The organism is Streptomyces sp. DSM 110735, from assembly GCF_016482685.1.
GTDB lineage: Bacteria > Actinomycetota > Actinomycetes > Streptomycetales > Streptomycetaceae > Streptomyces.
In genome coordinates, this window is sequence record NZ_JACYHF010000018.1 from 102851 (window position 1) to 118483 (window position 15633).

A 15633-nucleotide genomic window follows, 5' to 3' on the forward strand; every position below is an offset into this window, starting at 1 on the left:
CCAGGCGAGCAGGAGTTGACCCAGCAGTGTGGGACGGACCCTTCTACCGCGTTCGGCGTGACGGCTACGAGATCTGCTTCGTCCCTGACGCCGGCGTACCCCTCGACGAGATCGACGACGTCGACATGTGGGTGATCTTCGAGGACGGGCAGCGCTGGTCGGGGACCATCTACACGTTGGATGTCGTCCGGCGCACCATGGACCGTTGGCAGCAGAGCGGGGAATGCCTGGGCGGCAGGTTCTTCAGCAACCGGGACGGGCTGATCGCCCGTGACCGTGGTGTCCCCGCGATGGTCGAGGTCGTCGATCACCTCGTACAAAGCGGTGGCTACAAGTGCGTCTTCCGCGATGTCGGCCGGGAAGAAGACGAGGACGATTGAGCCGTCGGAGGAGAACCCGGGGTCAGGCCCCCGTCACTCCCCCGCCCGCGCCTCACGCCCGCGCAGGAACACCAGCACCGCCCCGCCGATCACCACGAAGCCGATCGCCACTCCGGCGATCAAGGGGGTGATCGCCGAGCCACCGGTGGCCGCCAGGTCGGTGCCGGGCGGAGTGTCGGCAGGGAGGGCGACGGGGGTGGGGTCGCTGAGGGTCTGGGTGGACTTGGTGGTGACGACGCCCTGGGTCTTGCAGTCGAGGACACCGGTGAAGCGGCGGCTGAAGTCGTTGGCGCCAGTGACCGTGAAGTCGTAGGTGCGGTCCTCCTGGAGGGGGACGGAGACGGTGGTCGCGGTTCCGGCGGCCACCGTGTGCTCCTCGCCCATCAGCTCGAAGGTGAACGGCTGGTCGCCCTTGTCGGCGACGGTGACGTCCACACCGCTCTTGGCGCAGTTCGTGCGGGCCGAGACCGCGGGGACCGCGCCCTCCGCGGCCCAGGTGGCGCTCGTCGTCGCGGAGACCGTGGACTCGCTGGAGCCCGCCAGGATCTGGGTCTGGCTGCGGGAGTCGGAGGCGAAGGCGCGCCCGACCGGCACGGTGGTGGACGCCTGGAGGGTGAGCTGGGTGGAGCCGTCCGGCGCGCCCTCGGGGATGTCGAAGTACAGCCGACTGCCGTCCCGCGCCGAGGTGATCACCTTGCCGGTCTTGTCGATGATCCGTACTCCGGCGGCGGCCGCGTCCTCGGGCGGGGTCACCGTCACGGTGCCGCCGTTGGTGTGCACGGTCACCGGTCCGAGCAGATCACCGGCGCGTCCGGAGACGGCGGGCGGGTCCAGGGTCAGGGAGGACTGCGGCTCGGCGGTGTCGCGCGCGCTCTTCTGGAGGTAGTCCGCGAGCTTCTCGGCGTCCGGGTCCACCGCGTCGACCTTCGCGCCGTCCGAGTAGCGCCAGATGGCCACCTGGGTACCTGCCGCCGCGTCCTGCTCGGTCAGCCCCCGCGCCCCCGCCTTGCGGGCGAGCGCGGCAAGGTCGTTGACCTGGGGGTAGGAGTTCTGCAGGATCCAGCGGATGCGCCCGGCGTCCTTGTTGGTGCCCAGCGAGGTGCCGCTCCAGGGGGTCTCCTGGTAGTGCGCGTCGCGCTGGGTGGGGTTGTGCAGGTCGACGCAGTACGTCTGAAGGGTGCCGCCGCCGTCCACGGACATCTCGAACAGACCCGCGGGGACCGTCAGATCGGTGCCGTCCTCGTGGATCACGGCCTCGCCGTACGTCTTGAGGCCGTTGATCGTGGCCGTCGCCCCGCCCTGGGTCTGCGGAGCCTCGTCGGCCAGGGCCGTACCGGCGCCGGAGAGCACACCCACCGCCGCCAGGCCGGAGACCAGGACCACCGCTCCGATACGGGCGGGCACGGCGGACCGGGTTATCCCAGAGAACGCACCAAGCACAGAATTCCCCTTCGAGCAGGACCTGTTGGACGTGGGGGACGGTCCCACCAGCAGAAATCGGCAGCCCCAAGGGGGCACGCCCGGCATCCTATGGATCAACGCGGCCGCACTTGCCGGGTCCGGTCTCCGGAGGCCGATCCGAGCCGTAATCGTTATCGCGAACGCTGAGAACGAACCGGGCTTGTCGACAAATCCACCGGTCGGTAAGGGTGGGAAGCGGGTGTTCCGCGTGTTCGACCCGTTCGGCGCCCATCCACCGATAAGCCGCGGTTCCGTTCCGAGCGCGCCCACGAAGGCTGACAGCCCATCAGTAAGACGGGCTGACGTCACGTCATGTCACCCCCGCCGCCGCCTCGGCCGGACTGTCCTCGGTCTCCTCCGTCGGCGGCGTCTCCCACTCCGGCTCGGGTCGCGTCGCCGCGCGAGGTGGTGTGTCCGGGCGGGACGAGCGCCGGAAGGCAGCCGTACCGCGTGCCAGGTCGTGCCCGATCGCCACCGCGTCGATGTCCGCCGACGCCCAGTTCTGCTGCCCCTCCCGGGTCTCCGAGCGCACCTTCAACCTGCCGTGGACCACGACCGGTTGTCCCACCTCCACCGACGCGGCCACGTTGACCGCGAGCTGCCGGTTGGCCCACACCGTGAAGAAGTTGGTGTGCCCGTCCGTCCAGGCGCTCTTCTCCCGGTCCCAGTAGCGCGAGGTCACCGCGAGCCGGAACCGGGCGGACGGTCCCGCCGCCATGTCCCGGTACAGCGGCTGCGTCGCCACGTTGCCCACCACGCACACCAAGGTCTCGTTCATCCCGAACCCCTCCTCACCCGGCGCCACGACGCCGGGCCGTCCCCCGTACGAGCCCTTCCCGTACGGCCTGCGTGCGACCAGACTGCACCCGCTCCGCCGACCCCCGCCGAGCGCTGTGGACCACCTCCGGACCTGTGGAAAACCCCGCCACCCGAGTGGGTGACGGGGCTTTCCGACGAGCACAGAGACGAGCACGCGGACAAGCGCGCAGCGGCAGGGCGCCGCTCACCCCACCCCCGCCCGCATCACCTTCCCGTACTGCTCCCGCACCTCCCGGTACCGCAGCAGCTCCGCCGCCACCGGATCCAGCACCCGGGCCCGCCCGCAGCTCGCCGCCGCCTCCCGCAACCGCCGCTCCGCCTCCTGGCCGTACCGCCGCGCGGGTCCCCGCGCCGCCAGCCGGCAGCTCCACTCCACCAGCGGCCCGCCGACGATCCCGCACAGCATCAGCAGCACCGGAACCCACAGGTTGGGCGCCAGCACCCCCGCGATCTGCCCCGCGAGCCACAGCCCGCCGACGACCTGGAGCAACGTCATCGCCGCCTGCGCCAGCACCGCCACCGGCCACCAGCCCGGCCGAGGCGGGCGCCCCGGCGGCAGTCCCGCCCCCGCCGCCAGCTCGTCCAGCGACTCCGACAGCCCCTGCGAGCCCCGTACGGCCGCCTCGCGCACCGCCTGCGCCCATGGCCCGGGCAGCCCGGCGGAGGCGCGGTCGGACACCGTACGGACCGCCTGTTCGACGCGCTGGCGCGCCGTCGCCTCCGTATCGGCGGGCGTACGCACCGCCAGCTTGCCGGTGGGCGGACCGCCCCGGTCGTGGTACCAGCGCCACAGCCGCAGCCAGGGCGTGCCGCAGGCACGGTTGGCGTTGCGCAGCCAGGCGCGCTCGGCGGCGTCACCGGCGGCGGTGGCGCCCACCGCGTCCGCGAGCCGGTCGGCGAACTCCTCGCGCGCGTCCTCGGCGAGTTCGACGCCCTGCCCGGCGGCGTACACCGGGCGCAGTGCGGTCGCGGCGGCGTCCACGTCGGCCGAGACGCGCCGGGCGGCCGCGCCGCGCTCCGCCACGAACTTGCCGAGCACGCCGCGCAGTTCACCGAGACCGTCGCCGTTGAGCGCGGACAGGGCGAGCACCGTGGCGCCCGGTTCGCCGTGCTCGCCGAGGGCGACGCCGTCCTCGTCCAGGAGGCGGCGCAGGTCGTCCAGGATCTGCTCGGCGGCCTCGCCGGGCAGCCGGTCGACCTGGTTGAGGACGACGAACATCACCTCGGCGTGCCCGGCCATCGGCCGCAGATAGCGCTCGTGCAGGGCCGCGTCGGCGTACTTCTCGGGGTCGACCACCCAGATCACCGCGTCGACCAGCTTCAGGATGCGGTCGACCTGATCGCGGTGCCGCACCGCCGCCGAGTCGTGGTCGGGCAGGTCCACGAGGACCAGCCCGGTCAGCGGCGCCTCGCCCTCAGGACCCGGCACCGGACGGCGGCGCAGCCGTCCAGGGATGCCGAGGCGGTCGATGAGGGCGGCGGCGCCGTCGCTCCAACTGCACGCGATGGGCGAGGAGGTGGTCGGGCGGCGTACGCCGGTCTCGGAGATCGTCACCCCGGCGAGCGCGTTGAAGAGCTGCGACTTGCCGCTGCCGGTCGCGCCCGCGATGGCGACGACGGTGTGCTGCCCGGAGAGCCTGCGCCGCGCGGACGCCTCGTCCAGGACGCGGGCGGCCTCCGCGAGCGTGTGGTTGTCCAGGCGCGCGCGGGAGAGCCCGACGAGTTCGCGCAGCGCGTCCAGGCGGGAGCGCAGGGCGCCGTCGTAGGCGAGCGGCAGCGTGCCGGGGGCGGACGAGCCGCCGCGGGACGGGGCGTCGAGGGGGGAGCGATCCTCGTCGGGGGCGGCGCTGTCGGTGGCGCGGCGGGCGATGAGACCGTCGTCCCAGGGCTCGGCGGCGGTGCCGGTCGGCGCGCCGGAGGGGCCCGCGCCGACCGGGTCGGCGCCGACGGCGTCGGACGACGACGCGGCGGGTACGCGCGCGTGCTCCGCGTTCCCGGCGTCCGTACCGCCGCCGGGGCGCCCCGCTTCCGGCGCGGGCTGCGGGACGTGTCCACCGGCCGCTCCGGCGTGCTCCGTACGACCCTGCGGGCGGTCCGCGCCGTCCGGCGGACCCGTACCGTCCGAGTGGTCCATGCGATCCGTGTGGTCCTTGCGATCCGTGTGGTTCTGGTCGGCCACGGCGGTCACCGGTCACCTCTCCTTCTGCAGTACGGACAGCGCGGCGATGAGTTCGGCCTGCGATTCGGCGTGGACGTCCAGGGCGTCGAGGGGGGCGAGACGGCGTTCGCGCTCGGCGTGCATGACGCGGTCGACGTGCTCGGTGAGCAGGCGCCCCGCCCGGTCGCGCAGCCGCAGCGCGCCATGGGGACCGATCCGCTCGGCGAGCCGCTCCCCCGCCGTACGCGCGCGGTGTCCGCCGAGTACGGCGGTGGCGACCAGCGCGGCGACGACCTCGGCGTCGACCGTCGCGCCCCGCTCCAGCTCGCGCACCTCGTCCTCGGCGTACTCCTCCAGCTCGCGCCGCCAGCGCCGTACCGCGAGCCCGATGCGGTGCTCGGGGGGCTCCGGGGAGGGGTCCTGGGCGGTCAGTTCGGGGGCACGGGCGGCGGGCTCGCGGCGCCATGCCTCGTGCGTCCGCTCGTCGGCGGCGGTCACGGCGCACAGCAGCAGCTCGGCCAGGCTCTCGACCAGGGCGTCCAGGAGTTCGCCCGCGGTGCAGTCGAGGGGGAAGGCGCGCCAGCGCTTGAGGGCGTCACCGGCGAGGGCGGCGCCGGAGTTGACGCGTCCGCGTACGCGCGCGTGCTCGCTGTCGTAGGCGTGGTCGACGGCGGAGGTGAGCCGGAGCGCGGCCGCGTACTGCGCGGCGGCGGCGCCTGCCAGCTCGGGCATCCGGGACTTGAGCGAGTCGAGGAGACCGTACGCGGTACGGGCGAGGACCTGGCGGCGCGCGGCGGGGTCCTGCGAGTGGTGCAGCAGCCAGGCGCGCAGGGGCGCCACGGCGGACGCGGGCAGCAGTCCGCCGCCCCAGGCGGACTCGGGCAGCTCGGGCACCGTGAAACGGGGTACGTCGCCGAGCCCGGCCTTGGTGAGCAGGGCGCCGTACTGGCGGGAGACCTCGGCGACGACCTGGTGCGGTACGCGGTCCAGGACGGTCACCAGGGTGGCGTCGTACTCCTTCGCGGTGCGCAGCAGGTGCCAGGGGACGGCGTCGGCGTAGCGGGCGGCCGTGGTGACCATGATCCAGACGTCGGCGGCGCAGATCAGCTCGGCGGCGAGGACGCGGTTCTCGGCCACCAGGGAGTCGACGTCGGGGGCGTCGAGGAGGGCGAGCCCGCGCGGGACGCTCTCAGCGGTCTCGACGCGGAGTACGCGCGCGGGGTGCTCGTCACGGGAGTCCTGGTGCCGGTCCTGGTGCCGGTCCTCGTACCGGTCCTGCTGGGGCAGCGGGCCGCGGGTGAGGTCGGGCAGGACGCGCATCCCGCTGAACCAGTGATGATCCTCCGGATGGCAGACGAGGACGGGGGTCCGGGTGGTCGGCCGCAGTACGCCCGCCTCGCTGACCCGGCGCCCGACGAGGGAGTTGACGAGCGTCGACTTGCCGGTGCCGGTCGAGCCGCCCACCACCGCGAGCAGCGGCGCTTCGGGCGAGCGGAGCCGGGGTACGAGGTAGTCGTCGAGCTGTGCGAGCAGTTCGTCGCGGTTGGCGCGCACGCGCGGTGCTCCCGCGAGGGGCAGCGGAAAGCGAGCCGCGGCGACACGGTCGCGCAGGGCGGAGAGTGTGTCGAGCAACTGGGGCCGTACGTCCAAGGTCACCACATGGGAAGAATGCCCAATTTTGAGGGAATTCTGAAGCATATGGACATGTCTGCGCGCCGACAGAACAGAACGGACGGACGGGACGACTGGGGCACGGGCACACTCCAGGCATAACGAGTGCACAACACCCGGCGCGTCGGGGCGCAAAAGCGATGCACGATTCGTACCCGCCTGCGATTATCAGGACCGCTTCACCGAACCTCCACATCGAGCCACGGAGGCGAGGCGACAGGGTCGGGGACCAGTCACCTTTATCCTTGACCCGCATCGGGCCCCCGTAGCTCAGTGGATAGAGCAGGCGCCTTCTAAGCGCTTGGCCGCAGGTTCGAGTCCTGCCGGGGGCGCGTCTTCTGGCCCTTCCTCCGGGAAGGGCTTTTTGCTGTTCCGGCGTGGTTCCAGTGGGCATGACGAGGCCCCGGTCTCTCCCCCAACGATCATGGGAAGACTCCGGGGCCGTCCGGCTGTCACCGGGTTCTGGCGGGTGGCCGTGTCGAATACGTGTCGAAGTTTTCGTGGGCTCCGTCAGCCGACATCCGGCCGCTCGGGCAGATCTCCGGCAGCCTCCAGCCGCCGTTTGAGATCAGGAAGCTGTCCCTCGACGCGACGGGCGTAGGTGGCCAGAAGCACGGGCACGCTGTTGCCGGCCCAGTCGGCGACCTGCGCGGGCGGGATCCCGTCGTTGAGCCACTTGGTCAGGCGCGTGTGCCGGATGTCGTACACCCGCTTGCCGGTGGGCGACTCGAAGAAGTGCCCTTCTCCCCCTGAAAGAGCAGATCGCCGGGCCGAAGCTCCTCGTTCTCGATGTGCCGCCCGCAGCCCAGATTGGGGCTGTCGGGGGCGTGCGGGGTGTCGCAGCGGCACGCGCCACGATCGGGGCGGTTGTGGACCGGGCCAAAGGAAGGGGCCGTGAGGGTGGCGAAGACGCGTGGGTGTTCACGGACGGCGGACGGCTCCTGGGCGGCGGATGCTTGGCGGTATCGAGGCCGCCCAGGAGTCGGTCAGCGGCGCTTGGCGCCGGAGGCGAGCAGGGAGCGCAGAACGACCGCGCAGACGGCGACCGAGGCACCGGTGATCGCGACCGCCAGGAGCAGCGAGACCAGGACGGTGCCGAGGACCAGGACGACTGCCGTACCGCCGCCGACCAAGGCGAGGGCGGTGCCGGGCGTGAGCTGGACGACCGGGCGGGACGGCGCGGGGGCGACAGGTGCCGGCGGGGCCGGGGTGTCCTGGCTGCCGACGGTGACGGTGGTCGGCTCGATTACGACGGGCAGGCTGGTCGGCTGCGGCATGGTGGGGAACTTGGGCCGGAACATGGGCGGTTCTCCTTTCGTGACGGGCTACTTGACGGCGGTGTCGATGACGGGGGCCAGCACGCTGTCGGCCAGGAGGTAGCCGCCGAGGAGGAGCACGGCGATGAGCCACCAGGGCGGGCGGATGAGCTTGACGCCGAGGCAACCGACGGCCAACAGGGCAAGCCAGAGAGGGACGTTCATGGACGGTGTCTCCTAGCGGACGTGGCAGCGGTGGGTGCGAGCGGCGAGCTGGGCGGCCGTCTGGCTGGAGTAGTCGGCGGACCAGCCGCAGCGGTCGGCGGTGCAGACGGCGGCGTGCGTGGTTCGGCCGTGGCGGTCGCGGTGGGTACCGATCTGCACGGGACCGATCCGCATCACAGAGTGGAAGTTCTCGCGGGCAGGCATCGCGGGGATCTCCTTCCGGTCAGACGAGCTGGGCGGCGATCGCGTCAGCGAGTTGGGACGGGACGCCGAGGCGGGATCGGAGGGTGTCCGGGTCGATCGGAGCTCCGGTGCGAGCGCGGTACTCGTCGGCGACCTTGCGGGCGTGCTCGATGAGGACGGCGGGGATCTGCGGAGCGAGTACCACCGGCGACGATGAAGCGGGGTCGTCTGTGACGGGAGTGGTGACCGCATCGGGCTCGGACACCACTTCCAGTTCCGACTGCTCGACTTCCGGCACGTCGGCGACGGCTCCCGGTGGAGCCTGGTCCGGCTCCGCATCGGGCGAGTGGGCAAGGAGTGTTCCGCCGAGAAACGCGACTGCGGGCCATCCGGCGATGCCGAGCCGGAGCAGTGCGGGCGGGTTGGCCAGGTCGAGGAACCCAGCAGTGGCGACGTTCGCGCCGAGCGAGGCGAACAGCGCGACGACGAACCAGCACCAGGCCAGCCGGGACGGTCCTTCGCTGCGCAGGCGTCGCCACGCGGCGACCAGGAGCAGGTCGACGCTGACCGGATACGCCCACGCCTTCCATCCGTTCTGCCCCGCAGCGGCGGCCAGGTCGTGTAGGTGGGCGAAGGAGAGGGCGCCGGCAATGACCGCCTGGACCAAGACCGCGTCGACCCGGATACCGCGACGGGCTCCCATCAGGAGTCACCGGGGCCGCCGGAGGCGCCGTCGGAGTCGTTGGGGAACATGCCGGGCGGCGGCTCGGGCAGCGACACAGCGAGGGCCGGGCTGACGACCTCCACGAAGTCGAGGTCGGCGCCGTCCATGTCGGCGTACAGGGCGAGTTGACCCAGCAGGAGCGCGGTTCGGGCGAAGTCCTCGCAGGCGGGGCACATGACGGTTCTCCCTTGTTCAGGCATGGCGGGGGTAGGGACATGGCACGGGGGTGGTCGGCCGAAGGGGCCAGAAGAGTCAGGCAGTGGCCGAGGACGCCTTGGCCAGCGACACGGGCGCGGCGGAGGCGGAGAGAACGGGCCGGAATGCGGCCAGCTCAGGCAGAACCGGTGTCCGTTCGGAGTACCGGTTGCAGATGTTCACGGCCTGGCGGAGCGAGGTGTGCGGGGCACGGATGCGATGCCAGCCTCCGGAGGAGTCGCCCGCGATGGCGAGTCCACGCATTTCGGCAGGGATCTGGATGGCGGCGAGAACAGCGTCCGGGGCGATGTCGCCGAAGGCCATGTTGGCGGATGTCTCGTCGTTGACACGGTGGGCGGTGCGGCCGGTGAGCTGGGCACGGAGCATGGTGATGCCCTTGCCGAGTTCGGAGCCGAAGCGCTGCCCGCAGATTTCGAGGTAGATGCCGGCCGCACGGCCGAGCTGGGCGAGACGGACCAAAGCGGTGACGATCCGGTCTCGGCGCTTCTCCTCCTCCTTGCTGGCGTACAGAGCGAGTTCCGCGACCTCGTCGACCAGGACCACGACCGGGACCGGGCGCAGCTCGTCGGGGAGGTCCCAGATGTCGGCAGCGATCTCCGCATCCGGCACATCAGAGGTGATCCGCTGCTGAGACCGGATGAGCTGGTAGACACCTTCCATACGGCTGACCAGCGCATCGAGCGCTTCAGCGGCGGTGTCGGCGTCGTCCGCCAGCGCGGAGAACCGACGGGCCAGGGGGTACAGCTCCACCCCTTGCTTACAGTCGATACCGACGAGGGCGACATCCATCGGCGCGAGTCCGGCGACCAGGTTGCGTTGGTAGACGGACTTCCCGGACTCCGTGGCGCCGAGGGTGAGGGCGTGGGGTATCGCCCGGTAGTCGCGGTAGTGCACCGAGCCGTCCTGTCGCAGGGCAACCGGGACTCGCATGGGCCGCGGGTCGGTCTCAGCCGGCATCTGCACCCGCTTGAGTACGTCGTAGCCGGTCATCCGCAGCTCGACGACGCCGGACCGGACCTCCCGCGAGGCGACGCCGTACATCGAGAACGAGTGCCGTAACCGGTCCGAGGCGGCAGCGACGTCGAAGGCGTCCTGTCCGGGGCGCAGCTTGAGCCGCAGGACCAGGCCAGTGCGGGTTGGCCTCATCCGCAGGATGCGCGGCGAACGCGGCTCCGGTATAGGCCGGTTGGTGGCTCGCGCCAGGGCAAGGCGCCACCGCGCGGCCGGAACCGTCAGCCCGCAGGCGTCCATGACCGACCTGTACCGGACCAGGACCCGCACCACGGCCAGCGTGACCCCGAAGGTCAACCAGTACCAGGTGGGGCGCCGCCACCGCAGGAGACCTACGGCAGCGGCGACCAGCACCAGGGAGACCGCGTAGACGGTCATGATCAGGCCGCCTCAGCACCTGCGGCAGCGCCCGCGAGGGACGTAACCGCGACCGCGCGGAACGCGATGCCGTGCCGCTTCTGACCGTTGAAGTCGTTCTCCCACGGCCGGGCGATCAGACCGGTGAGCGCGACAGGCGTGCCCATGGCCAGCTCACCGGAGATGCCCGGCTCCGGGACGGTGACGGAAAGGATCTCCACCTCCTCGTTGGCCGCGAACATCACGTCCACCGTCATGAGCTTCGCCCCGGTCTCGGTGTCGGTGGCGATCTCACCGGTGCGGCGGTCACGAACCTTGACCTGCGGGGACTTGGCGACCATGACGACGGCGCCGGAGGTGTCGACGGGGATCTGACGCACAGAGATCACTCCTCTATAGATGCCCAACTCCTGCACTCATGTACATGAGTGACACAAAGAAGAGTGCATGACTCCTGTACATGAGTCAACCCGCCGCGAGGAAGAACTCACGACGGGCTGCGCAGAATTGAGCAGCCGTCAGTCGTCGGCAGGGATCCGGTACTCGAAAACGAACTGGTCAGCGGCCATGAGGGTGTCGCACACCTCGACGACGAGTCCTGCGGTCGTACGGGCTTCGCGGATTAGGTGGACTACGGGAGCCCCTGGGCTCAGCGCAAGCTCTGAGGACTCCGCCTTGGAGGCCGGCCGCGCTTGCAGTGTCTCGACGAACTCCGCGAACTCGTGGCCGTGGTCTTCGAGTCGGGCATAGATGCCACCACCGCCCGGGTTCTCGGCGAACAGTTCCGGGATGTCCTTCACTACGTCCCAAGGCAGGTAGGACGTGGCGGACTCGACCGGAGTGCCGTTGCGGAAGTAGAGACGCCGACGGGCCAGCACCTGCGCGCCGACAGGGACGCCCAGACGCTGGGCGGCGTCCTCGGGCGCGTCCATTGGGCCGATGTAGAGAACGCTGACCTTGGCGGTGGCGCCGGACTGTGCCGACTCGGCGAGGTAGGCCGCCTGCCCGCCCTGGCGGAGCGAGCGCCTGAAGCGGTCGGAGGACCGGTGCCGCACCGGAGGTCGACTCTTCACGATCGAGCCCTTGCCGTGCCGGGTCTCGACCAGCCCGCTGGCCCGCACCTCGACCATGGCCTTACGGATCGTCCCCCCAGAGACGCCGTAGCGCTCCACCAGCTCGGATTCACTCGGCACCATGTCACCGGGCTTGAGAATCCCCGCCCGGATCTGCTGCACGATCTCGTCAGCGATCTGCACGTACCGAGGCCCGGAACCGACCCCTCCAGCCGCAGTTCCCATAGTCCTTCTCTGCCTCCTATGCTCCTTTACATGAGTCAACCACAGGAAGCGAACCCGTCTCCCCTGCACTCCGTGTCCGTGGCCGGAGTGGTTGTGCGCGAGGACGGCCGCCTCCTGGCGATCCGCCGAGCCGACAACGGCGCCTGGCAACTCCCCGGCGGCATCCTCGAACTCGACGAGACCCCCGAGGCCGGCGTGGCCCGCGAGGTCCTGGAGGAGACAGGCATCCACGTCGAGGTGGACGAACTCACCGGCATCTACAAGAACTTGCCCCGCGGCATCGTGGCCCTGGTCTTCCGCTGCAAGCCGTCGGGCGGCATCGAGCGCACGTCTAGCGAGTCCACGGCTGTCTCCTGGCTCACGCCGGACGAGGTCAGCGAGCGGATGTCGGAGGTCTTCGCGGTCAGGCTGCTGGATGCCTTGGACGGCAACGGACCGCATGTGCGGAGCCATGACGGCAAACGCCTGATCCCAGCGGGATAAGACTTTCTCTACTTCATCAAGCCCCGGCTGCGCTGCGGGCGGCGCTCCTGCCTTCGGCCCGCTCTGCCCGCGCTGCGCCGACGCGCGCCCTGGTGTGGGTTGGCTGGCGGCATGAGGTCAGGACACGTCGTGGCTGGGGCGGTCGGCTCCACGGCTTTAGGCAGCCACTTTGGGGGGAGCCTCGAAGAGCATGGCCCCAACGTCGTGCTTTAACGGCAGGTCCACAGACAGCCCGACGCGCCGGAAGCTTACGGGGCCATGATCACTCCCCCCAAAGCAGCTCCAGCCCAAAGCCGCTCCACCGACCGTTGTCAGCGTAGGGGTATACCCTCAAAAGTTTGACGCCACCTCAGCCTCGAACAACTCCTGAAAACACTACATGTTGTGTCTCTACGTGCGAGTAACACAACTTATGGGGCCCTTGCTTGCAGAGCGTCTCATGGGGTGCTCTACTGATGGACGTTCGAAACCAAAGCAGGCCCCAGCCTGGGGGCTTCGACTTGAGGTCGAACCGCCCAGCATGGGGCCTAGTGCGTTGGTCGCGCCCTGGGACCCTACAACGAGCCATGGAGTTCTCCAACCCCGTGACACACCCGGGTGGTTCGCCTCAGAACTGAGGTGATGATCAACATGGCTGCATTGATGATCGGGTACGACCTGAACAGCCCCGGACAGAACTACGCGGCCTTGATCGAGGAGATCAAGGCGCTGGGATCGTGGTGCCACCCGCTGGAGTCCACGTGGGTGGTGAAGACCACGAAGAGCGTGTCCCAGGTTCGCGACACCCTCAAGAGCTACGTCGACGAGAACGACGAACTCCTCGTACTGGACGTCACCGGCACCCCGTGGGCGAGCTACAACCTTGACCAGCGCGTCGCTGAGTGGCTCAGGGCGAACCTGTAACGCTCGCCGAGCCGCACCCTCGTGCGCCCGATGGGGCAGTGACCAGCGGGCGCACTTACGGGGACCGTCAGACCAGCATGAGCAACACGCCGGCCAATGAGCCACCAGATCAGTCGAGATCCGGTTACGCGACCTGCCGTCCGAGTAAACCGCCGGACACACTTTCCCTTGAGGAGATGTCCCTGAGTAGGCAGCTATGAGCAACACTTCCTTGTGGAGCAAGGTTGACCTTGCGGTCCGAAACGAAACCGCATCAAGCACTGAAGAAGGGTCAAGCAGCGCTTCTGGTGCGGCAAGCAAGCCATGGCCGAAATGGAAAGTGTGGACCCTCAACGTTCTCGGCTTCCTGCTCTGGACATACATAACAGTAAAACTGTTCGTTTTCGATCTAGACTCGTACCTCATTGACGAATACGCCCCGTGGGCGCAATTTGCGCTTGACTACAAGTTCTTTATCATGGGTGGAATCTTCATCATCACGCTCCTCTTCTCGAAGGGGCGACGCCTGGCGTATCTCTACATCATCTTCTTCCCTCTGGTTATAATTCTTTGGAAAATTCCAAAATGGCTCTATAAGTTCAGGAGCTGGATCGCGGTCTTTGTTGTTCTGAACGCTACTACCACATTTGTCCGCCACTTCAAGTTCAACGCCGCCACTCGCTTCCTGGCTTTGCTCGCGCTCATCCTGATTGGCGTGTCGGAAAATGACGTCGCCATGGCCCTCTCGGCTGCCTACCTGGGGATCTACTTCGTCGTATTGATGGTTAGAACAATGTGGTTCGCCATCAAGCCGTCACATTTTCTCAGAGGGCAGCAGAAGCTAGTTGAGAGTCTCTCCGAAGGATCGTTCACTGTGCATCTGATCGGGGTGAACACGGACCTGCGCGACGACAGTGTGCAGAGGTTCAACGCTAGCCAGCTCTCTACCTTTATTGCCAATCTCAGCAATGCAGTACTCATGAGCAAGGGAGTCTACTTCTGGGCGTATCAGCTCGAGAAGTACCGAACCAGTGCTGCCGCCTTGATCGTGAGCACCTTCTCATACGCCTCTCTTTACCTGCAAGGCATCATGGCCTTCACTGCCATCAATTACACAATCCTCCAAATTGATCCCGCCGCTTTCGAGTACAAGGGTAGTCCCTCGATCCCTCAAATCGCCTACTACTCGCTATTCACGGGCGCAGGTTCTTTCCTGACTCCCGTCTCAACAATCGCAACCATCGTTAAGCTCGCCATCAACATCATCGGTCCGCTTTTCTTGGCAGCCCTAGTGACCCAATTCGTCATTAGCAGGCGCCAGGTGGAGCAGGACGCGGCCGCAACCGAGGCGGTTGAAGGCATCAAGAAGGCGGGCGCGGAACTCGAAATTCGATTCCGGGAAGAGTATGATATTTCAACGGAAGAAGCCATTGAATGGCTGAGCCAACTCGGCGAGAGTTTCGCCCTAAAGGCGATTAGCTCTATGCTTGGCAAACTTCCGCCAGACTATGGGAGTGGTTCCGTCTGAGTGGACCCGGCTCAGCCAGGCCTGCAACTGCCGCTGTCGAATGCGTGTCGAAGTCGGAGGCCCCCGATGTCTACCCTGGGCTGCGCCGCAGGTCGGAGGACTGTTGCTCTAGAAGCATCAGGCTCCACTAGCAATGGATGAGTACGTGACGCCTACGGGCCCTCAGGCGCCGGTCGAGTGGCAGGCGGATGACGAGTGATCGCTCCTGGGCCGTTGCGCGTGCAAGGGCTGCCGAGGCCGACCACAGGCGACCGACACTGACAGGCGAGTCATCGCTGCCGGTCGGCGGAACCCTAGGCCAAGGCGCCCGGCCCAGACGAGTTTCCGCACAAGGGTGGCCGTACCGGCAAAATGGGGGCATTTCTTGCCGTCGGATTGGTCGAGCGCTTATGCCGAGAAGGGACCCGGCATGAGCTCGCGTTCAGTAAGGTCCCGGCATGGGGCAGCATGTAGAGCTCATCAACGGCCAGCAGATCCGTACTCAGCAGATCCTCTATGGCAGTGATGCCGAGATTGCTGCTGCCGGCATCGGTACACGCGACACGATCGCTATGGACTTCTACCGCATCCCGAACATGGACCATGCTCCGTCCTGCGACGTACAGGGATGCAACGAAGTGCCGGAGTACCGGGTGACCAAGCGTCTGGGACTCTTCAAGCGACCCAAGCAATACTTCGGCTGTTCCGAGCATCTGGACACGTGCCGCGCAGCCATGGCCTTCGGACACAGCGGCGACCCTGCTTAGCAGCGCTCTAACGAGCTAAGGCTGAGTGTCTAACTGCGTGACAACGGCGACATACAGCGGCGAACACCTGTGGATGTCTGCGGACCGTACCAGCAGGTGAGAGGTGCACCACTCCAAGGCCCAGCGCTCATCCAAGTTGCTTCGGGACGAAGAGGTCATCACGCGATGTGTCACGTACCCGCTTTTGTAGTAGCGGCTTGTGCGGTTCGACGGTCGACAGCGTGGTCCAGGCCGG

General features: G+C 68.5%; 18 protein-coding genes, 1 tRNA gene and 1 pseudogene. 6 read left to right on the forward strand and 14 right to left on the reverse strand.

Annotation, left to right across the window (positions count from 1 at the left end; translation table 11 throughout):
• Nucleotides 1–26 precede the first annotated feature (26 nt).
• Entirely contained in the window at nt 27–380 is a 354-nt protein-coding gene (locus IF655_RS24235; RefSeq protein WP_307815034.1) for a hypothetical protein, read from the forward strand.
• A 33-nt stretch (nt 381–413) separates the two neighbouring features.
• On the opposite strand, the gene IF655_RS24240 is transcribed toward IF655_RS24235, so the two are convergent.
• The 4 genes from IF655_RS24240 to IF655_RS24255 all read right to left on the reverse strand — a co-directional run bounded on the left by IF655_RS24240 (nt 414) and on the right by IF655_RS24255 (nt 6477).
• Nucleotides 414–1820: a Cys-Gln thioester bond-forming surface protein gene (locus IF655_RS24240; RefSeq protein ID WP_374100335.1), complete on the reverse strand. Its 1407-nt coding sequence runs from the start codon at nt 1818–1820 to the stop codon at nt 414–416.
• Between the two features lie 331 nt (nt 1821–2151).
• Entirely contained in the window at nt 2152–2619 is a 468-nt protein-coding gene (locus IF655_RS24245) for a single-stranded DNA-binding protein (RefSeq protein ID WP_199587219.1), read from the reverse strand.
• A 225-nt stretch (nt 2620–2844) separates the two neighbouring features.
• Nucleotides 2845–4848, reverse strand: a complete 2004-nt coding sequence (locus tag IF655_RS24250) for a GTPase (protein WP_199587220.1) — start codon at nt 4846–4848, stop codon at nt 2845–2847.
• 3 nt (nt 4849–4851) lie between these two features.
• Nucleotides 4852–6477 carry a dynamin family protein gene (locus IF655_RS24255; RefSeq protein ID WP_199587221.1) on the reverse strand — a complete coding sequence of 542 codons (1626 nt, stop codon included), beginning with the start codon at nt 6475–6477 and terminating at the stop codon, nt 4852–4854.
• Nucleotides 6478–6748: 271 nt separating this feature from the next.
• Here IF655_RS24255 and IF655_RS24260 point away from each other — a divergent pair.
• Nucleotides 6749–6821: transfer RNA gene (locus IF655_RS24260), tRNA-Arg, on the forward strand.
• A 178-nt stretch (nt 6822–6999) separates the two neighbouring features.
• Here the strand turns inward: IF655_RS24260 and IF655_RS24265 are convergent.
• From IF655_RS24265 to IF655_RS24305, 10 genes and pseudogenes are all read right to left on the reverse strand, one after another.
• A complete protein-coding gene (locus tag IF655_RS24265) occupies nt 7000–7197 on the reverse strand; it encodes a hypothetical protein (RefSeq protein WP_242488909.1) in 198 nt (65 codons plus the stop codon).
• Between the two features lie 94 nt (nt 7198–7291).
• Nucleotides 7292–7424: pseudogene (locus IF655_RS31695) on the reverse strand (hypothetical protein); the annotation flags it as partial.
• Between the two features lie 51 nt (nt 7425–7475).
• The gene (locus IF655_RS24270) at nt 7476–7790 is read right to left on the reverse strand and encodes a SpdD-like protein (RefSeq protein ID WP_199587222.1); all 315 of its coding nucleotides are present in this window, start codon (nt 7788–7790) and stop codon (nt 7476–7478) included.
• Nucleotides 7791–7814: 24 nt separating this feature from the next.
• A complete protein-coding gene (locus IF655_RS24275; protein WP_199587223.1) occupies nt 7815–7970 on the reverse strand; it encodes a hypothetical protein in 156 nt (51 codons plus the stop codon).
• Between the two features lie 12 nt (nt 7971–7982).
• Nucleotides 7983–8174 carry a mobile element transfer protein gene (locus IF655_RS24280; protein WP_199587224.1) on the reverse strand — a complete coding sequence of 64 codons (192 nt, stop codon included), beginning with the start codon at nt 8172–8174 and terminating at the stop codon, nt 7983–7985.
• 19 nt (nt 8175–8193) lie between these two features.
• Nucleotides 8194–8856 carry a DUF2637 domain-containing protein gene (locus IF655_RS24285; protein WP_199587225.1) on the reverse strand — a complete coding sequence of 221 codons (663 nt, stop codon included), beginning with the start codon at nt 8854–8856 and terminating at the stop codon, nt 8194–8196.
• Nucleotides 8856–9053, reverse strand: coding sequence for a hypothetical protein (locus IF655_RS24290; RefSeq protein ID WP_199587226.1), 198 nt, complete (start codon nt 9051–9053; stop codon nt 8856–8858). The genes IF655_RS24285 and IF655_RS24290 overlap by 1 nt, the downstream gene beginning before the upstream one ends.
• Before the next feature lie 76 nt (nt 9054–9129).
• Entirely contained in the window at nt 9130–10482 is a 1353-nt protein-coding gene (locus tag IF655_RS24295; protein ID WP_199587227.1) for an FtsK/SpoIIIE domain-containing protein, read from the reverse strand.
• Between the two features lie 2 nt (nt 10483–10484).
• On the reverse strand, nt 10485–10841 hold the full coding sequence (locus tag IF655_RS24300; RefSeq protein ID WP_031182347.1) for a hypothetical protein: 357 nt from the start codon (nt 10839–10841) through the stop codon (nt 10485–10487).
• A 138-nt stretch (nt 10842–10979) separates the two neighbouring features.
• On the reverse strand, nt 10980–11759 hold the full coding sequence (locus IF655_RS24305; RefSeq protein ID WP_199587228.1) for a GntR family transcriptional regulator: 780 nt from the start codon (nt 11757–11759) through the stop codon (nt 10980–10982).
• 18 nt (nt 11760–11777) lie between these two features.
• Here IF655_RS24305 and IF655_RS24310 point away from each other — a divergent pair, with 18 nt between their 5' ends.
• The 4 genes from IF655_RS24310 (at nt 11778) to IF655_RS24325 (ending at nt 15398) form a co-directional block, all read left to right on the forward strand.
• Nucleotides 11778–12242 (forward strand): NUDIX hydrolase, encoded by a 465-nt coding sequence (locus IF655_RS24310; protein WP_199587229.1) that lies wholly within the window; start codon nt 11778–11780, stop codon nt 12240–12242.
• Between the two features lie 630 nt (nt 12243–12872).
• Entirely contained in the window at nt 12873–13145 is a 273-nt protein-coding gene (locus IF655_RS24315; protein ID WP_199587230.1) for a hypothetical protein, read from the forward strand.
• A gap of 196 nt (nt 13146–13341) precedes the next feature.
• A complete protein-coding gene (locus IF655_RS24320; RefSeq protein ID WP_199587231.1) occupies nt 13342–14652 on the forward strand; it encodes a hypothetical protein in 1311 nt (436 codons plus the stop codon).
• Nucleotides 14653–15089: 437 nt separating this feature from the next.
• Entirely contained in the window at nt 15090–15398 is a 309-nt protein-coding gene (locus IF655_RS24325; protein ID WP_199587232.1) for a hypothetical protein, read from the forward strand.
• Nucleotides 15399–15633 lie beyond the last annotated feature (235 nt).

What these genes read in the sequence shown, in the direction of transcription:
- IF655_RS24245 (WP_199587219.1), bottom strand. Translation starts at nt 2,619, where the DNA reads ATGAACGAGACCTTGGTGTGCGTGGTGGGCAACGTGGCGACGCAGCCG.
- IF655_RS24270 (WP_199587222.1), bottom strand. Translation starts at nt 7,790, where the DNA reads ATGTTCCGGCCCAAGTTCCCCACCATGCCGCAGCCGACCAGCCTGCCC.
- IF655_RS24275 (WP_199587223.1), bottom strand. Translation starts at nt 7,970, where the DNA reads ATGAACGTCCCTCTCTGGCTTGCCCTGTTGGCCGTCGGTTGCCTCGGC.
- IF655_RS24280 (WP_199587224.1), bottom strand. Translation starts at nt 8,174, where the DNA reads ATGCCTGCCCGCGAGAACTTCCACTCTGTGATGCGGATCGGTCCCGTG.
- IF655_RS24285 (WP_199587225.1), bottom strand. Translation starts at nt 8,856, where the DNA reads ATGGGAGCCCGTCGCGGTATCCGGGTCGACGCGGTCTTGGTCCAGGCG.
- IF655_RS24290 (WP_199587226.1), bottom strand. Translation starts at nt 9,053, where the DNA reads ATGTGCCCCGCCTGCGAGGACTTCGCCCGAACCGCGCTCCTGCTGGGT.
- IF655_RS24295 (WP_199587227.1), bottom strand. Translation starts at nt 10,482, where the DNA reads ATGACCGTCTACGCGGTCTCCCTGGTGCTGGTCGCCGCTGCCGTAGGT.
- IF655_RS24305 (WP_199587228.1), bottom strand. Translation starts at nt 11,759, where the DNA reads ATGGGAACTGCGGCTGGAGGGGTCGGTTCCGGGCCTCGGTACGTGCAG.
- IF655_RS24310 (WP_199587229.1), top strand. Translation starts at nt 11,778, where the DNA reads ATGCTCCTTTACATGAGTCAACCACAGGAAGCGAACCCGTCTCCCCTG.
- IF655_RS24315 (WP_199587230.1), top strand. Translation starts at nt 12,873, where the DNA reads ATGGCTGCATTGATGATCGGGTACGACCTGAACAGCCCCGGACAGAAC.
- IF655_RS24320 (WP_199587231.1), top strand. Translation starts at nt 13,342, where the DNA reads ATGAGCAACACTTCCTTGTGGAGCAAGGTTGACCTTGCGGTCCGAAAC.
- IF655_RS24325 (WP_199587232.1), top strand. Translation starts at nt 15,090, where the DNA reads ATGGGGCAGCATGTAGAGCTCATCAACGGCCAGCAGATCCGTACTCAG.